Below are 15098 nucleotides of genomic sequence, written 5' to 3' on the forward strand. Positions count from 1 at the left end.
TGCGGGCAGTTGACGCCCGTGCCGCCGGCCGCCACAAACCGCGCAAAGACGGGGGAGGGGCGCGTGGTGGCGCAGAGGCAGACGGTGGAGGCGCGCGCCTTCGCCAAGGCGGTCCGGCGGCTCATCCCGCTGATGATGGTGCTCTATGTGGTCAGCTTCCTCGATCGCGTGAATGTGGGCTTCGCGGCGCTGACCATGAATGCGGACCTGGGTTTCTCGCCCGAGGTCTATGGCTGGGGTGCCGGCATCTTCTTCCTCGGCTATTTCCTGTTCGAGGTGCCGAGCAATCTGGTGCTGCAGAAGGTGGGTGCGCGGCTGTGGATCTGCCGCATCATGGTGACGTGGGGCCTGATCTCGGCGGCGACCGCATTCGTGACGGGCGCGACCGGCTTCTTCATCGCCCGGTTCCTGCTCGGCGCTGCCGAGGCGGGCTTCCTGCCGGGGATGATCCTCTATCTCGGCTACTGGTTCCCGCTGTCGGTGCGGGCGCGCTACGTGGCGCTGTTCATGGCGGCGGTGCCCATCTCCAGCGCGCTCGGGGCGCCGTTGTCCGCCTGGATCCTCGACACCCACGGCCTCTTCGGCCTTGCCGGCTGGCAGTGGCTGTTCATCATCGAGGGGCTGCCGGCGGTGGTGCTCGGCCTCGTGGTGCTCGCCTTGCTGCCCGACAGCCCCGAGCAGGCCCGCTGGCTGACGGACGAGGAGAAGGCCGCCATCGCCGCGCGGCTCGATGCCGACCACCTCACCCATGATGCGGCGCATCAGGCCGCCCATCCCGCCGGCACGCACGAGGCCTGGCTGCCGGCCCTGAAGGACACGCGGGTCGTCGTGCTTTGCCTCGTCTATCTCGGCCTTGTGGTGGGGCTCTACGGGATCGGCCTGTGGCTGCCGCAGATCGTGCGTGCCATGGGCTATTCCACCCACGAGGTGGGGCTGATCCTCATCATCCCTTATGCGTTGAGCGCCCTCGCCATGCTCGCCGTGGGCCGCCACAGCGACCGGCGCGGTGAACGGGTGCTGCATGTGGCGGTTCCGGCGGTCGCCGGAGCGGCGGGGCTGGCCGCCAGCGTGGTCGCGCCTACGCATATGGCGGCCATCGCCGCCATCTCCCTCGCTTCCATGGGGATCTATGCGGCGTTGGGGCCGTTCTGGTCGGTGCCGCCGCAATTCCTGCGCGGCACGGCGGCGGCGGCCGGCATTGCGCTCATCAATTCGGTCGGCAATCTCGGCGGCTTCGCCGGCCCCTATCTCGTCGGCTTCGTGCGGGAGGCGACCGGCCGCTTCGATGTCGGCTTCATGGCGCTGGCGGCCATCGTGCTCGCCGCCGGTTTGCTCATGCTCGCTTTTCGGGCACAACTTGGGCCTTCGCTGCAGTGCAATGACGCTGCGGCAAGAAAAATTTAGCCAGCACCGTCTCAGCCTGATGAAGAGGTCAAGCTTTTCTGCTTTACTCTCACTCCCAATGACCGCCGGACAGTCGGCGGCGCGGGAGGAACATCGTGGCATTTCAAGCGAAGGGTCGGTCGCGCCCGCCCTCTGCGGGCCCTGCGGGGGGCCCTCTGGGGCAGTTCACAGCACACAGCCAGCTGGCCGCGCAAAGCATGGCGGCCCGGGACGCGGGCGCGCGTGAGCGTGCCTCGGTCATGATCGTGGCCATGGCCTGCTCGTTCTCGGGCCTGCTGGTGGGACTTTGCCTCGCGGCAGCGCACTGGCCCGGTCTGGCCTTCATGGCCGGCGCCGCGATCGCCGGCACCGGCGCTTGGTTCGCCCGTGGCCTCTCCCTCGATCTGTCGAATGAGAGCGGGGACGGCGCGCAATAGCGCCTCCCGCGGTCAGTCCACCGCCAAGGGATGACGCGCCGTGTCCCGGCGCGGTTAGTCTACCGCCAAGGGGTGACGCGCCGTTTCCCGGCGCGGTTAGTCTACAGCCAAGGGATGACGCGCCGTTTCCCGGCGCGTCATGGCCTCCGCCGGGCTCGGCGTTCCGCTGATGGCCCGCGTGATGGCAAGGCGGGTGGCCTCGTGGTTGAAGGCCTGGATGCGCGCATCGTCGCTGGCGTCCCAGTGGATGAACACCCCCACGCAGATGAAGATGTCGTCGGCCTCCTCGATGGGGATGAGGCCGTCCGCAACACAATCCGCCACCGCCTTCGCCACCGCATATTGCGCCGGCCCGAACATCTGCACCGCCTGGCGGGCATCCTTGATCGTCACCTTGTTGAAGAGGACGGTGGCGGGCTTCACCATCAGATTGGGCTCGACCACGGCGAGCAAAGCGGTGAAGCCGTCCTTGTTGTTGGTGATGGCATTGACGAAGGCGATCTCGGCGGAAGAGCCGCGCGGACCCATGATGAGGTCGATGTGCGCCACCTCGTTGCCGTCGCCCACCAGGGCCTCTCCCACCAGAAGACGGTCGATCCTGGGCATGAAATCCTCCGCAAAATGCTGTGCTGAAAAGGCGTGCTGAAAAGCGCTACTGGATCTCGAAGGGGATGTTGCCGGTGGCCGCCGCGCCGCGCCCGTCGCGCAGCGTGACGAACACGCGGTAGCGGCCGGGCGGCAGGCCGAAGATGCGCACGCCTGTCGGGGCGGGATCGTGCAGGCCCTCGGGAAAGTTGGGCGGCACCGGCTCGGGATCGCCGCCGACGCTGCGGGCGGTGGTCTCGGCCATGATCTGCCATTCGGCCTTCAGCGGGTCGCCATCGGGATCTGTGGCGGAGAGGCGCACCAGGGTCTGCCCGTCGGTGGAGAATCGGGCCGGTCCCACGAGGGAGAGGGCGAGGATGCGCGGCGCCCTATTGGGGCCGCCGGGCACCTTTCCGCCCCACAGATCGGCCATCACCTCCACCGTCTCGGTCCATTCGCCGGTGGGCAGCAGCAGCGAATACCAGGAGGGCGTCACCTCCTGCTTCTGCCCCCACAGGAAGGGCATGGCGCCGACGCCCGCCTGCTTCGCCCCCATCAGATAGCGCCGCACGCGGGCGGCCTTGTCCGAGGAGGTCGGCTCCATGGGCGCGCCCCAAGGCGCCTTCGGGGCATCCCAATGGCCCTGCGCGCCGAGCTCGGTGAGGATGATGGGGCCGGTCCAGCCCTGCGCCCGCGCGCGGCCGGCGGCGGTGAGCAGGCCGTCGCCATAGCCGTTGATGCCGAGCACGTCGATGTCCGGCGCATTGCGCTTCAGGATGGCAGCCTTGTCCTGCCCCACTTCGGCGAGCACCGCCATGGTGGGGTGCTGGCTGTCCAGTGTCTTCACCAGCCGCGCGGCCTCCTCGATGGCTGGCCACACGGCCTGCGCCTCCTCCGGGGAAAGCTCGACCTCCACCTCGTTGCCGATGCCCCACATGAGCAGCGCCGGATGGGTGCGATAGCGCTCCACCATGTGGCGCAGCGCCTCCAGCTGGGCCGTCACCGCCGCACGGTCGGCATAGTTGAAGCCGAGGCGGGGATGGCCGAGCCAGAAGCCCACGATCACCTTCAGCCCCGCCCGCTGCGCCGCGTCGAGAATCTCCCCCGGCTCCTGCCCGTAGGTGCGGATGGTGTTGGCGCCCAGCGCCTTCAGATCGGGAAAGCGCGTCTCGCCGCTGGCACCGAGGGGAACAAAGGGTTTGCCGTCCACCAGGATGTCGGTTCCGCGCACCGCCACCTGGGAGGCATGAGCCTGTCGCACGAGGACAGGGGAAAGCGCGAGCGCAAGCAGCAGGAGGACGAAAACGTGACGCACGGACTTCACTCGCGATTGACCTGAGGACATCGATGCATTGCAGCATGCAGCGTGGGGGATGGCTTCGGCAACATCAACCCGGCCTGCCCCGCGCGCCTTGCCGCATCGCAAACGGGGAACCGGAGCGGACGCGGCGCGATCTGCTATAAGCGCCGCGTTCCTGTCGCATTCCTTGCCGCACGTCCTGCCGCATCAAGGTCCGCTCCATGCCCGTGATCGCTCATCTCTCCGACCCGCACCTCGGCCCGATCCCGGAGGCGCGCATCTCCGAGCTTCTGGGCAAGCGCTTCTTCGGAATGATGAACTGGATCGGCGCGCGGCGGCGCAATTTCGGCGCATCGACGCTGGCGCCGCTCACGGAAGACCTTCTCGCCCAGCAGCCGGACCACATCTGCGTCACCGGCGACCTCGTGAATGTGAGCCTGCCGGCCGAGTTCGACACCGGCGCCACCTTCCTCGCCTCCCTCGGGGAGCCCGGCACGGTGAGCGTCGTGCCCGGCAACCATGACGCCTATGTGCGCTCCGCCATGCATTACCATCTGGAGCATTGGGCGCCCTTCCTCGCCGGAGACGACGGCCATCCCCATACGCCGGTGGATGTGGATTCCTTCCCTTACGTCCGGCGGCGGGGCGAGGTGGCGATCGTTGGCGTCTCGACGGCGATCCCCACGGCGGTGTTCCTCGCCAGCGGCAAGGCAGGGCGGGCGCAGCTCGGCCGGCTCTCGGCGCTGCTGGAGCGGCTGAAGGCGGAAGGGCTGTTCCGGGTGGTGATGATCCATCATCCCCCCGTGGGCGAGCGCCCCTTCCACCGCGACCTGCGCGATGCGGAGGAGGTGCGGGCGGTGCTCGCGCAGGCGGGGGCGGAACTGGTGCTGCATGGGCACGACCATCGCGCCTCCCTCGGATACATCCCGTCGGCAGCCGGCCGCATCCCCGTGGTGGGTGTGCCCTCCGCCTCGGCCGGGCCGCAGGATGAGCGCGGCGCCGGCGGCTATTGTCTCTACCGGATCTCCGGCGGGCCCGGTGCATGGCGCTGCGAGATGGAACGACGCGGATATTCCCGGGATACGCAGGGAGTTTCGAGTCTGGAAGCGAAAGTACTTGTCGGATCGGAAGGTGTTGCCTGAAAGTCGTGGCAGAATGGTGGTATTGTTGCGCACGAGGTCACACGAAAAATCTATTTGCAACAAGTTGTATCAAGATGTCTATTACCGAAGTTTAAGTTGCCGGACGTGGGTTTGGGGACGATGCTTCCTTCGTCCCTGAAGGAGGACCCACGACATGAAACGCGCTCTTTTCGCCGCAACCGCCGCTGCGCTGATCGCCGGTTCCGCGGCCACCTATGCCGCGAACACCCCCGCCGCGGGGGATGGGCCGCACCGCTGGCAGCCGACCGCCGAGGATCGCGCCATCCTCACCGATGCCCGCATCGTCGCGCTCAAGACCGCGCTGAAGCTCACGCCTGATCAGGAGAAGCTGTGGCCGGGCGTGGAGCAGACGCTGAAGTCCGTCGCCAAGGATGCGGCCCAGCGCCGCGAGCAGATGGCCGCCGACCGCAAGGCCGCCCGCGAGGCGCGGCAGGCCGGCACGCCGGCTGATCCCATCGCCCGCATGCGCACCGCCGCCGACCGCATGGACGCCCGCGCCAACGACCTGCGCAAGATCGCCGATGCGGCGGACCCGCTCTACAAGACCCTCGACACGGCGCAGAAGCAGCGCCTCAACATGGTGCTGCACCAGCAGTTCCGCGGCATGGGCGGCGGCATGGGCGGCGGCTGGCATCACGGCCCGCACGGCGGCCCGAATGCGGATGGCCCGCGTCGCGGCTGACGCTGGGGACCTCCGGCAGACACGGCGGGGCGGCCTTGGCCGCCCCGTTTTGCGAATGTCTCGAGGTAATATGCGACCGATCCATGAGAGCTGCTCATGGAGCCGTTGACGATTATTGATTTTCCAAAGGACGTGGGCTGCTCGTAGAATGGGTTTAACATGCACCCGTGGGTGCATCTCCCAACGCGAGACGACCCTCATGTCCGCCCCATCCTCACCGACGGCCAATCTTGGCCGGAGCGGCACCGTTCCGGCCATCCTCATTCTCATCGCCGGCTCGGCGGTGGCGCTGCTGACCTTCGGACCGCGCTCCGTCTTCGGCCTGTTCCTGCTGCCCATGTCGCAGGAGTTCGGCTGGGGCCGCGACGTGTTCGGCTTCGCCGTGGCCATCCAGAACCTTCTGTGGGGCGTGGGTTCGCCGTTCGCCGGCGCGCTGGCCGATCGCTTCGGCACGGTACGGGTGCTGTGCTGCGGCGCGCTCATCTATGCCGCCGGCCTCGCGCTGATGGCCTATGCGACGACGCCCGGCCTGCTGCACCTGTCCGCCGGCGTGCTCATCGGCTTCGGCCTGTCCGCCGCGTCGTTCAATCTCGTGCTCGCGGCCTTCGGCAAGCTCCTGCCGAACGAGTGGAAGTCGATCGGCTTCGGTCTCGCCACCGCGGCCGGATCGTTCGGCCAGTTCCTGTTCCCGCCGCTCACCCGCGGGCTCATGGACACCATCGGCTGGCACCAGACCCTGCTGGTGTTCGGCGCCTCGCTGCTCATCGTGCTGCCGTTCTCGCTGGCGCTCGCCACCCGCGCGTCCGCACCGTACGCCACCGGTGCCGCACAGGCGCCGCAGCAGACCATCGGCGCGGCCCTGAGCGAGGCGCTCCGGCATCCGAGCTACGTAATGCTGGTGCTCGGCTTCTTCACCTGCGGCTTCCAGCTCGCCTTCGTCACCGTCCACATGCCGGCCTTCCTGGTGGACAAGGGCATGAGCCTGTCGGTGGGCGCCTACACGCTGGCCCTGATCGGCCTGTTCAACATCCTCGGCTCTCTGACCGCCGGCTATCTCTCCAACCGCATGCCGCGCAAGGTGCTGCTGTCGGTCATCTACGCCGCGCGCGGCGTCGTCATCGCGGTGTTCGTGATGACCCCGATCACGGCGACGAGCTGCTACATGTTCGGCGCCGCCATGGGCTTCCTGTGGCTGTCCACCGTGCCGCCGACCTCGGGCCTCGTGATGCTCATGTTCGGCACGCGCTACATGGCCATGCTCTATGGCTTCGCCTTCTTCTCCCATCAGGTGGGCGGCTTCCTCGGCGTCTATCTCGGCGGCGAGATCTATGAGGCGACCAAGAGCTACGACTGGCTGTGGTGGCTGTCCGTCGCGCTGTCTTTTGCCTCCGCGGCCATCAATCTGCCCATAAGGGAACGTCCTGTTCATCGGCCGGTAACCGTATGAGCGCGACTCTCAGAGCACGGTGCTGGAAGATTCGGCATCGTGCGCACGGCGCCGGTGTTCCCTAGCTGTTCCTGCTCTTGACAATGGCCGGTGGTGTCTGCGCAACGTGAACGAAGATCAGATGGATAATCGCGAACAAGCCATGCGCAGCATTCTCGTCGCGGCCTTGGGCTTTGCCGCACTCCTCCCGGCCGCTCTGGCGCCGGCGCCCGCAGCCGCCCAGCAGCTCTCGGCCGACCAGGCGCGCGAGTTCGTGGTCGGACGCACCTTCTCGTTCACCTGCTTTGAAGGTTCCAAGGGCGCAGGGCGCGTCTATGCCGATGGCTCGGTCGCCGGCATGATCACCCTGCGCGACGCGCCGCCGCGCTTCGTGCGCCTGCCGCCGAACACCCTGCGCGTGCGCGGCGAGAATGTGTGCGGCTTCGTGAAGGGCATGACCTTCGAGCCCTGCTTCGATCTGGTGAAGACCGGGCAGAACTCCTTCCGCGGCTCGCTCGCCGGCATTCAGACCATGTGGTGCGAATTTGTCGGCGCCAGCGGCGAAGGCCAGCAGGTGGCCTCGCGCCGCTCCAAGTCCAAGCGCACCACGGAAGCCTCCGCGGACTGAGCTTTTTCCCGTCAGCCCGCAGTCGCGGGCTGATCCTCCATCCCCTCGATCCGCCCCCTGAGCTTGCCGATTTCCCGGCCCGCATGTTCCATGAAGGTCCGCACACGGGCGGTCGCCTTGATGTCGGGATGGGTGAGCAGCCACAGTCCGGATTCCAGCTCCCCCTGCCGTCCCATGAGCTGGACGAGACCCGGCGTGACCGCCGCGATGAAGCAGGGCAGCAGCGCCAGCCCCATGCCCGCCGCCGCCGCCTCGGCAAGGCCGAGCACCGTATTCACCCGATAGATGATCTTCTCCTCGCCCACGCGCTCGCGCAGCCATTTGGCGGGCTTGATGGCGCCGAGATTGTCGGAGAAGCCGATCCAGTCGTAGCGCCGCAGGTCCGCCGGATCGAGCGGGCCGGTGATGTTCTGCGCGGCGCTGCCATAGATGCCCCAGGCGATGGAGGCCATGCGCCGCCCCACCAGCGTGTCGCCGGGCCGGTCGCTGGCGCGGATGGCCACGTCCGCGTCGCGCTTCGAAAGGCTGAGCGACTGGTTGGAGATCACCACGTCGAGGCGGATCTCCGGATAGGCCGCGCGGAACGAGGCGAAGATGGGCGTGAGCATGTGCACCAGCAGCGTGTCGTTGGTGGTCACGCGCAATTCGCCGGAGGGGCGCAGATCCTGGCCTGTGATGCGGCGCTCCACCGCTAGCACCTCGTCCGCCATGTGCTCGGCGAGGCGCACCATCTCCTCGCCCATGGGGGTGGGCACGTAGCCTGCGCGCGCGCGCTCGAACAGCCGGGCGCCCAATTGCTGCTCCAGCGTGCCGAGGCGGCGGAAGACGGTGGAGTGGTTGACCGCCAGTTGCTCGGCGGCACCCGCCAGAGAGCCGGTTTCAGCGATGGCCCGGACCAGCCGGAAATCATCCCACGGTATCATGGAGAGGCGACCCTCGGGAAAGTGATTTGCGCAGATGCAAACTCGATCTGGATTTGATGAGTATGGCCGTGCATGAGCGCGAAAGCTAGATGTGGCGTCACCTCAAACCGGAGTTCACTCCCATGGTTGACACCCGCACCGCTCCCTACGGCCTCTTCATCCTGCGCCTCGCGCTTGGCATCATGTGGCTGTCGCACGGCCTGATGAAGATCTTCATCTTCACCGTTCCGGGCTTCGCTGGCTTCCTGTCCAGCAAGATGGGCCTGCCCGGCGCCCTCGCCATCCCCTTCATCGCCGTGGAAATCGTCGGCGGCCTGCTGCTCATCGGCGGCGTCTATGCCCGGCAGGTCGCCGTCCTGCTCATCCCCATGATGCTCGGCGCGCTCAGCTATCACCTGCCCAACGGCTGGGTGTTCTCCGCGCCCGGCGGCGGCTGGGAATATCCCGCCTTCCTCGTGGTCGGCCAGATCGTGCTGGCGCTGGCCGGCGAAGGCGCCTTCGCGGTGAAGCCCGCCGCGCTCCTGCCCACCCGCCGTGCTGCGGTGGCCTGACATTCCAGGTCCAACAAAAAAGGCCGGCTCCGCGAGGGGCCGGCCTTTTTGCGTGAATGGTGCCGCTCTCAGTGGGCGCGGGAGAGGCAGAAGTCCACCGCCTCCATCAACGCCGCCTTGGCGGGGCCGGCGGGGAAGAGCGCGAGGGCATCCTTGGCGATGGCGCCGTAATGGCGGGCGCGCTCCACCGTGTCGGCAATGGCGCGATGCTTGGTCATCAGGCCGATGGCCTGATCGAGGTCCGCGGCGCTCGCCTCGCTGTTTTCCAGGCAACGCTGCCAGAAGGCGCGCTCCTTCTCATCACCGCGGCGGAAGGCGAGCAGCACCGGCAGGGTGATCTTCCCCTCCCGGAAGTCGTCGCCCACGTTCTTGCCGAGCTTGGCCTGCGAGCCGCCATAGTCGAGGGCATCGTCCACCAGCTGGAAGGCGATGCCGAGATTCATGCCGTAGGAGCGGCAGGCCGCCTGCTCGGCCTTCGGCCGCTGGGCGAGGACGGCACCCACCTCGCAGGCGGCGGCGAACAGTTCGGCCGTCTTGCCGCGGATGACGGCGAGATAGTCGTCCTCGGAGGTGGCGGTGTTCTTGGCGGCGGCGAGCTGCATCACCTCGCCCTCGGCGATGACGCAGGCGGCAGTGGAGAGGATGTCGAGGCAGGTCATGGAGCCCACCTCCACCATCATCTTGAACGCCTGGCCCAGCAGGAAGTCGCCCACCAGCACGCTCGCCTCGTTGCCCCAGAGCTTGCGCGCGGCGAGCTTGCCCCGGCGCATGTCGCTCTCGTCCACCACGTCGTCATGGAGGAGGGTGGCGGTGTGCATGAACTCCACGGAGGCGGCGAGCTTCACGTGACCGTCGCCCCGGTAGCCCGCGAGCGCGGCGCAGGCGAGCGTCAGCATCGGCCGCAGACGCTTGCCGCCGGACGAGATGAGGTGGTTCGCCACCTCGGGAATCATGGCCACGTCGGAGCCGGTCCGCGCCAGGATGACGGCGTTGACCCGCTCCATGTCCGTCTTCACCAAGGCGACCAGTGCCTCGAGCGACGGCTCGTTGGGCTCGAACGGAAGGACGACGGCCAAGAAACGCTCCCGCTTGTCAATCTTTGGGGCGCACCATAGGGATGCGGATGGGTTCCGTGCAAGCTCTGGCAGATCGCCTTTGGTTGCACCGGGCGCGCCAGTCGCCGCGATCGGAGGTCTGTACGATGCAGGAGATGGTGCGGACCAACGATCTGGTGCTGCTCGGCGCCATAGAGGCGCTGCTCACGTCGGCCGATATCGGTCACATGGTCGCGGATGCCCATATGAGCGTCCTGGAAGGCTCCATCGGCGTCTTTCCCCGTCGCCTGCTGGTTGTGGACGAGGACGTGCCGCGCGCGCGCCGCCTGCTGGTGGAGGCGGGATTCGGCGCGGCCCTGCGTGATGCCGGCTGAAGCCGCCGCCCTGTCCACCGACAGCGTGCTCGGTGGGAGATTGACGCTGCGGCAAATGGTTTCGGGCCACCGCGTCGGGCACGACGCGCTGCTGCTCGCCGCCTTCGCGCCGGCTGATCGGCGCACCGCGGTGGACCTCGGGACAGGAGTGGGCAGTGCCGGCCTCGCCTTCCTCGCCCGTGTTCCGGAGGCGCGTGCCACGCTGGTGGAGATCGATCCCGCCCTCGCTGCACTGGCGGCGGAGAATGCGGCGCTCAACGGCTTGGACGGGCGGGCGCAGGTGGTGACGGCGGATGTCGCTTGCCTCGGGAGGCCTGCGGGGCCGGATGCGCCGGGGAAGGGCGCGGCGGACCTGGTGCTCGCCAACCCGCCCTTCAATGCCGACACCCGCCACCGCACCTCTCCCGATGAGGCCCGTGCCCGCGCCCACATGGCGGATGCCGACCTTCTCGCCGAATGGGTTCGCGCCGCTGACCGCTGCCTCGGCGCGAAAGGCGTGCTCTGCCTGATCCATCGCCCCGAGGCGCTGGCGGACATTCTCGCCGCGCTGGCGAAAGGATTCGGCGCCGTGGAGATCCTTCCCGTCCACCCTCGCCCCGACCGGCCGTCGGTGCGGCTGCTGGTGCGGGCGATGAAGGGGCGGCGCACGCCGCCCGCGCTCCTGCCAGGCCTCGTGCTGGCCGGGGCGGACGGCGTACCGACGCCGCAGGCCGAGGCGGTTCTGCGCGACGGCGCGGCGTTGCGCTGACGCGCGATCAGGGCGCGGTCCTTGGCGTCGGGGGCGCCTTGAGGGCGCGGTCTCGACAAGGAATGGCGCCTTGAGGGCGCCATGGGGAGGCCCTACATCTCGGGCATGGCCGAATTTCTTTCCTCCCTGTCGCGCCGCGCCCGCGGTCTCCTTCCCAGAAAATGGCGCACCGATGCGCCCCTCGTGCCGGTGGTGCGTCTGTCCGGCCCCATCGGCATGACCTCGCCTTTCTCGCGCAGCATGTCGCTCGCCAGCACGGCGCAGGCGCTGGAGAAGGCCTTCGGCATGAAGGAGGCGCCCGCCGTGGCGCTGCTCATCAATTCGCCGGGCGGTTCGCCGGTGCAGTCCCACCTCATCTTCCGCCGCATCCGCGCGCTGGCGGAGGAGAAGGAGAAGCACGTCTTCGCCTTCGTGGAGGATGCGGCGGCCTCGGGCGGCTACATGATCGCCTGCGCGGCCGACGAGATCTTCGCCGATCCCTGCTCCATCGTCGGCTCCATCGGGGTGGTGACGGCGGGCTTCGGCTTCGACAGGGCCATCGAGAAGCTGGGCATCGAGCGGCGCGTCTACACCGCCGGCGAGCGCAAGGTGACGCTGGACCCCTTCCGCCCCACCCAGCCGGAAGACGTGGAGCGGCTCGACCAATTGCTGAAGGAGCTGCACACCGTATTCGCCGACCTTGTGAAGTCGCGCCGCGGCGATGCGCTGATGGGCGATGACGAGACGCTGTTCTCCGGCGAGTTCTGGCTGGGCACGCAGGCCGTGGGCCTCGGCCTCGTGGATGGCCTCGGCGACGTGCGCGGCATCCTGAAGGCGCGCTACGGCACGGACACGACGCTGAAGCTGGTGCAGGGGTCCACCGGGTTCCTGCCCAAGCGCCCCACGGGCTTTGCCGGCGCGCTCGCCCGCGAAGCTGCGCTGGGCGCCGCAGCTGCGGTGGAGGAACGCGCGCTGTGGAGCCGGCTGGGGCTGTAGCCGTCGCCTGTCCGGCGCGCCCGGCGAGAGGCTGGTTGCCGATTGATCAGGCAGAACGGGCGCATGCCCGTTTCTTGCCCTTTCGCCTTGTGCGGGGCGGGGTTACATCCGAAGCATGACCGAGCCCGCCGATACCCTTCTCATTGCCATCGCCCAGCTCAACCCGACGGTCGGCGATGTCTCCGGCAATCTCGCCATCGCCCGACGCGCCCGGCAGACCGCGGGCGAGGCGGGGGCGGACCTCGTGGTGTTTCCCGAGCTCTTCATCGCCGGCTACCCGGCCGAGGATCTGGTGCTGAAACCGGCCTTCCTCGCGGCCTGCCAGGAGGCGGTGGAGGCGCTCGCCGCCGAGACTGCCACCGGCCCGGCCGTGCTCATCGGCGCGCCGTGGGTGGAGGAGGGGCGGCTTTTCAACTCCGTGCTGCTGCTGGAGGAGGGGGAAATCTCCGCCGTGCGGCATAAGGTGGATCTGCCCAATTACGGCGTGTTCGATGAGAAGCGCGTGTTTGCCGCCGGCCCTCTGCCGGGACCGATCCCGTTCAAGGGCGTGCGGCTCGGCGTGCCCATCTGCGAGGACATATGGGGGCCGGACGTGGTGGAATGCCTCGCCGAGACGGGCGCGGAAATCCTCATCGTTCCCAACGGCTCGCCCTATCGCCGCTCGGTCTATGCGGAGCGCGAGAACATTGCCGTCGCCCGTGTGGTGGAGAGCCGCCTGCCGCTGCTCTACGTGAACCAGGTGGGCGGGCAGGACGAACTGGTGTTCGACGGCGCCTCCTTCGTCCTCAACGCCGACCGCTTCCCTGCCTTGCAGTTCCCCGGCTTCGTCGAGCGCGTCCGCCTCTCCCGCTGGCAGCGCTTCGAGGACACCTGGCGCTGCCTCGGCGGCAATCTCGTGGAGGCCATGGAGGGCGACGAGGCCGATTATGCCGCCTGCGTCGTGGGCCTCAGGGATTATGTGAACAAGAACGGCTTCCCCGGCGTGGTGCTGGGCCTGTCGGGCGGCATCGATTCCGCTTTGTGCGCGGCCATGGCGGTGGATGCCCTGGGGCCGGAGCGGGTGCGCTGCCTGATGCTGCCCTACCGCTTCACGTCGGAAGACAGCCTCAAGGACGCCGCAGCCGTGGCCGGGGCGCTGGGCGTGCGCTACGAGGTCGTGCCCATCGCGCCTGCGGTGGAGGGGCTGGAAGCGGTGCTGGCGCCGCTGTTCGCGGGCACCGAACGGGACGTGACGGAGGAGAATTTGCAGGCCCGCGTGCGCGGCACGCTGCTCATGTCCGTCTCCAACAAGTTCGGCGCCATGGTGCTGACCACCGGCAACAAGTCGGAGATGTCCACCGGCTACGCCACGCTCTATGGCGACATGAACGGGGGCTTCAACCCCATCAAGGACCTGTACAAGACCGAGGTGCTGCGCCTCGCCCGCCTGCGCAACCGCTGGAAGCCGGCCGAGGCGCAGGGGCCGGACGGCATCGTCATCCCCGATCACCTCATCGACAAGCCGCCGAGTGCGGAGTTGCGCGAGGGCCAGACGGACGCGGACGCGCTGCCGCCCTATCCTATGCTCGACACCATCCTCGCTCGGCTGGTGGAGGGCGAGAGTTCGGTGGACGAGATCGTCGCCGACGGCTTCGACGCCGCCATCGTGGCCCGCGTGTTGCGCCTGCTCACCGGTGCCGAATACAAGCGCCGTCAGGCCGCGCCGGGGGTGAAGGTGACGGGACGCAACTTCGGCCGCGACCGCCGCTATCCCATCACCAACCGGTTCCGCGAGGAATAGCCCGACCGGTGCTTGACGAATGTAGGTCAGTCGTCCTAATTCTGGAAATAGGACAATTGACCTAGGCGGTTCCCATGCCTGCGAGCGACACCCGCGCCGCCATCGTCGAGGCGGCGGATCGGCTGTTCTACGAGACCGGCTTCGCCTCCACTTCGTTCGCCGACATTGCCGCGGCAGTGAAGCTCTCGCGCGGCAATTTCTATTATCATTTCAAGAGCAAGGACGAGATCCTCGCGGCCGTGATCGCGCTGCGGCTGGAGCGTACCCGGAAGCTCCTCGCGCAGTGGGAAGACGAGGGAGACGATGCGGAGGCGCGCATCCTCAGCTTCGTCGGCATCCTCATCGCCAATCGCACCAAGATCATGCGTTTCGGCTGCCCGGTCGGCACGCTCTGCAACGAGCTGGCGAAGCTCGATCATGCCGCCGGCGCCGACGCCGCGCGGCTGTTCACCCTGTTCCGCGACTGGCTCGCGCGCCAGTTCCGCGCTCTCGGGCACGGGGAAGACGAGGCCGCCCGCCTCGCCATGCACCTCCTCGCCCGCAGCCAGGGGGTGGCGACGCTCGCCAGTTCCATCGGCGATGACGCCTTCATCGATGCCGAAGTGGCCGAGATGCGCAGTTTCGTCGCCATCCATCGCTGTCCCGCCGCTCACGCCTGAAGAGGGGAAACCATGTTCGTCGTCTTGCTGCGCTTTGCCGCCAACCGTGCCGCCGCCCCGCGCCTGATGGACGGGCACAATGCCTGGCTGCGGAAAGGTTTTGACGAGGGAAGCTTCCTGCTCGCGGGCGGCATCGAGCCCAAGGCCGGCGGCGCCATCCTCGCCACCGCCGCCTCTCGCGCCGAGGTCGAGGCCCGGATCGCGGAAGACCCGTTCGTCGCCGAGGGCGTGGTCGCGGCGGAGATCATCGAGATCGCACCCGGCCGCACGGACCCGCGGCTCGCCTTCCTCGCCGCCTGAGCGCGCGAGGGAGGCGCAATCCTACCGCCCTAAAGGCTTCGCAGATTTCTCTTTTCCTTGTGCGGACTTAGCCGGAGGTGTCTAGCCACGGGGCGGCGCTGACGTTACGGTTGCGCCGGATACAACCGG

17 protein-coding genes are annotated in these 15098 nt (G+C 68.2%); 13 read left to right on the forward strand and 4 right to left on the reverse strand.

Annotated elements, in window-relative coordinates; genetic code table 11:
* Positions 1 to 63 precede the first annotated feature (63 nt).
* Together EJ105_RS21450 and EJ105_RS21455 are read left to right on the forward strand one after the other, a co-directional pair.
* Positions 64 to 1404, forward strand: coding sequence for an MFS transporter (locus EJ105_RS21450; protein WP_250167929.1), 1341 nt, complete (start codon positions 64 to 66; stop codon positions 1402 to 1404).
* Positions 1405 to 1643: 239 nt separating this feature from the next.
* Positions 1644 to 1820, forward strand: a complete 177-nt coding sequence (locus tag EJ105_RS21455) for a hypothetical protein (RefSeq protein ID WP_156026234.1) — start codon at positions 1644 to 1646, stop codon at positions 1818 to 1820.
* Positions 1821 to 1916: 96 nt separating this feature from the next.
* On the opposite strand, the gene fae is transcribed toward EJ105_RS21455, so the two are convergent.
* Together fae and EJ105_RS21465 are read right to left on the reverse strand one after the other, a co-directional pair.
* Positions 1917 to 2426 carry a formaldehyde-activating enzyme gene (gene fae, locus EJ105_RS21460; RefSeq protein ID WP_250167930.1) on the reverse strand — a complete coding sequence of 170 codons (510 nt, stop codon included), beginning with the start codon at positions 2424 to 2426 and terminating at the stop codon, positions 1917 to 1919.
* Between the two features lie 46 nt (positions 2427 to 2472).
* Complete coding sequence (locus EJ105_RS21465) at positions 2473 to 3720, reverse strand: glycoside hydrolase family 2 TIM barrel-domain containing protein (RefSeq protein WP_250167931.1); 1248 nt, start codon at positions 3718 to 3720, stop codon at positions 2473 to 2475.
* 206 nt (positions 3721 to 3926) lie between these two features.
* Between EJ105_RS21465 and EJ105_RS21470 the strand changes: the two genes are divergently transcribed.
* The 4 genes from EJ105_RS21470 (at position 3927) to EJ105_RS21485 (ending at position 7604) form a co-directional block, all read left to right on the forward strand.
* Positions 3927 to 4847 carry a metallophosphoesterase family protein gene (locus EJ105_RS21470; protein ID WP_250167932.1) on the forward strand — a complete coding sequence of 307 codons (921 nt, stop codon included), beginning with the start codon at positions 3927 to 3929 and terminating at the stop codon, positions 4845 to 4847.
* A gap of 154 nt (positions 4848 to 5001) precedes the next feature.
* Positions 5002 to 5550 (forward strand): Spy/CpxP family protein refolding chaperone, encoded by a 549-nt coding sequence (locus tag EJ105_RS21475; RefSeq protein ID WP_250167933.1) that lies wholly within the window; start codon positions 5002 to 5004, stop codon positions 5548 to 5550.
* A gap of 199 nt (positions 5551 to 5749) precedes the next feature.
* Positions 5750 to 6997, forward strand: coding sequence for an MFS transporter (locus tag EJ105_RS21480; RefSeq protein WP_250167934.1), 1248 nt, complete (start codon positions 5750 to 5752; stop codon positions 6995 to 6997).
* A gap of 142 nt (positions 6998 to 7139) precedes the next feature.
* On the forward strand, positions 7140 to 7604 hold the full coding sequence (locus tag EJ105_RS21485) for a hypothetical protein (RefSeq protein ID WP_024280552.1): 465 nt from the start codon (positions 7140 to 7142) through the stop codon (positions 7602 to 7604).
* Between the two features lie 11 nt (positions 7605 to 7615).
* On the opposite strand, the gene EJ105_RS21490 is transcribed toward EJ105_RS21485, so the two are convergent.
* The gene (locus tag EJ105_RS21490; RefSeq protein ID WP_250167935.1) at positions 7616 to 8527 is read right to left on the reverse strand and encodes a LysR family transcriptional regulator; all 912 of its coding nucleotides are present in this window, start codon (positions 8525 to 8527) and stop codon (positions 7616 to 7618) included.
* A gap of 122 nt (positions 8528 to 8649) precedes the next feature.
* On the opposite strand from EJ105_RS21490, the gene EJ105_RS21495 reads away from it, so the two are divergent.
* Positions 8650 to 9078, forward strand: coding sequence for a DoxX family protein (locus EJ105_RS21495; RefSeq protein WP_250167936.1), 429 nt, complete (start codon positions 8650 to 8652; stop codon positions 9076 to 9078).
* Positions 9079 to 9146: 68 nt separating this feature from the next.
* Here EJ105_RS21495 and EJ105_RS21500 read toward each other — a convergent pair whose 3' ends face one another.
* Complete coding sequence (locus EJ105_RS21500; RefSeq protein ID WP_024280549.1) at positions 9147 to 10154, reverse strand: polyprenyl synthetase family protein; 1008 nt, start codon at positions 10152 to 10154, stop codon at positions 9147 to 9149.
* 125 nt (positions 10155 to 10279) lie between these two features.
* On the opposite strand from EJ105_RS21500, the gene EJ105_RS21505 reads away from it, so the two are divergent.
* The 6 genes from EJ105_RS21505 (at position 10280) to EJ105_RS21530 (ending at position 14969) form a co-directional block, all read left to right on the forward strand.
* Positions 10280 to 10507, forward strand: a complete 228-nt coding sequence (locus EJ105_RS21505; RefSeq protein WP_029555452.1) for a putative signal transducing protein — start codon at positions 10280 to 10282, stop codon at positions 10505 to 10507.
* Positions 10497 to 11255, forward strand: a complete 759-nt coding sequence (locus EJ105_RS21510) for a tRNA1(Val) (adenine(37)-N6)-methyltransferase (RefSeq protein WP_250167937.1) — start codon at positions 10497 to 10499, stop codon at positions 11253 to 11255. The genes EJ105_RS21505 and EJ105_RS21510 overlap by 11 nt, the downstream gene beginning before the upstream one ends.
* Positions 11256 to 11336: 81 nt before the next feature.
* Positions 11337 to 12230, forward strand: a complete 894-nt coding sequence (locus EJ105_RS21515) for a S49 family peptidase (protein ID WP_394042629.1) — start codon at positions 11337 to 11339, stop codon at positions 12228 to 12230.
* Between the two features lie 115 nt (positions 12231 to 12345).
* Complete coding sequence (locus tag EJ105_RS21520) at positions 12346 to 14010, forward strand: NAD+ synthase (protein WP_250167938.1); 1665 nt, start codon at positions 12346 to 12348, stop codon at positions 14008 to 14010.
* Between the two features lie 74 nt (positions 14011 to 14084).
* Positions 14085 to 14669, forward strand: coding sequence for a TetR/AcrR family transcriptional regulator (locus tag EJ105_RS21525; RefSeq protein WP_250167939.1), 585 nt, complete (start codon positions 14085 to 14087; stop codon positions 14667 to 14669).
* Between the two features lie 12 nt (positions 14670 to 14681).
* Positions 14682 to 14969: a YciI family protein gene (locus EJ105_RS21530; protein WP_250167940.1), complete on the forward strand. Its 288-nt coding sequence runs from the start codon at positions 14682 to 14684 to the stop codon at positions 14967 to 14969.
* Positions 14970 to 15098: the final 129 nt, after the last annotated feature.

It is taken from the genome of Xanthobacter aminoxidans (genome assembly GCF_023571765.1).
GTDB lineage: Bacteria > Pseudomonadota > Alphaproteobacteria > Rhizobiales > Xanthobacteraceae > Xanthobacter > Xanthobacter aminoxidans.

Bases quoted from the DNA above. Each gene is read 5' to 3' on its own strand.
- EJ105_RS21470 (WP_250167932.1), top strand. From the start codon at position 3,927: ATGCCCGTGATCGCTCATCTCTCCGACCCGCACCTCGGCCCGATCCCG.
- fae (WP_250167930.1), bottom strand. From the start codon at position 2,426: ATGCCCAGGATCGACCGTCTTCTGGTGGGAGAGGCCCTGGTGGGCGAC.
- EJ105_RS21525 (WP_250167939.1), top strand. From the start codon at position 14,085: ATGCCTGCGAGCGACACCCGCGCCGCCATCGTCGAGGCGGCGGATCGG.
- EJ105_RS21480 (WP_250167934.1), top strand. From the start codon at position 5,750: ATGTCCGCCCCATCCTCACCGACGGCCAATCTTGGCCGGAGCGGCACC.
- EJ105_RS21495 (WP_250167936.1), top strand. From the start codon at position 8,650: ATGGTTGACACCCGCACCGCTCCCTACGGCCTCTTCATCCTGCGCCTC.
- EJ105_RS21505 (WP_029555452.1), top strand. From the start codon at position 10,280: ATGCAGGAGATGGTGCGGACCAACGATCTGGTGCTGCTCGGCGCCATA.
- EJ105_RS21475 (WP_250167933.1), top strand. From the start codon at position 5,002: ATGAAACGCGCTCTTTTCGCCGCAACCGCCGCTGCGCTGATCGCCGGT.
- EJ105_RS21510 (WP_250167937.1), top strand. From the start codon at position 10,497: ATGCCGGCTGAAGCCGCCGCCCTGTCCACCGACAGCGTGCTCGGTGGG.
- EJ105_RS21530 (WP_250167940.1), top strand. From the start codon at position 14,682: ATGTTCGTCGTCTTGCTGCGCTTTGCCGCCAACCGTGCCGCCGCCCCG.
- EJ105_RS21515 (WP_394042629.1), top strand. From the start codon at position 11,337: ATGGGGAGGCCCTACATCTCGGGCATGGCCGAATTTCTTTCCTCCCTG.
- EJ105_RS21520 (WP_250167938.1), top strand. From the start codon at position 12,346: ATGACCGAGCCCGCCGATACCCTTCTCATTGCCATCGCCCAGCTCAAC.
- EJ105_RS21485 (WP_024280552.1), top strand. From the start codon at position 7,140: ATGCGCAGCATTCTCGTCGCGGCCTTGGGCTTTGCCGCACTCCTCCCG.
- EJ105_RS21490 (WP_250167935.1), bottom strand. From the start codon at position 8,527: ATGATACCGTGGGATGATTTCCGGCTGGTCCGGGCCATCGCTGAAACC.
- EJ105_RS21455 (WP_156026234.1), top strand. From the start codon at position 1,644: ATGATCGTGGCCATGGCCTGCTCGTTCTCGGGCCTGCTGGTGGGACTT.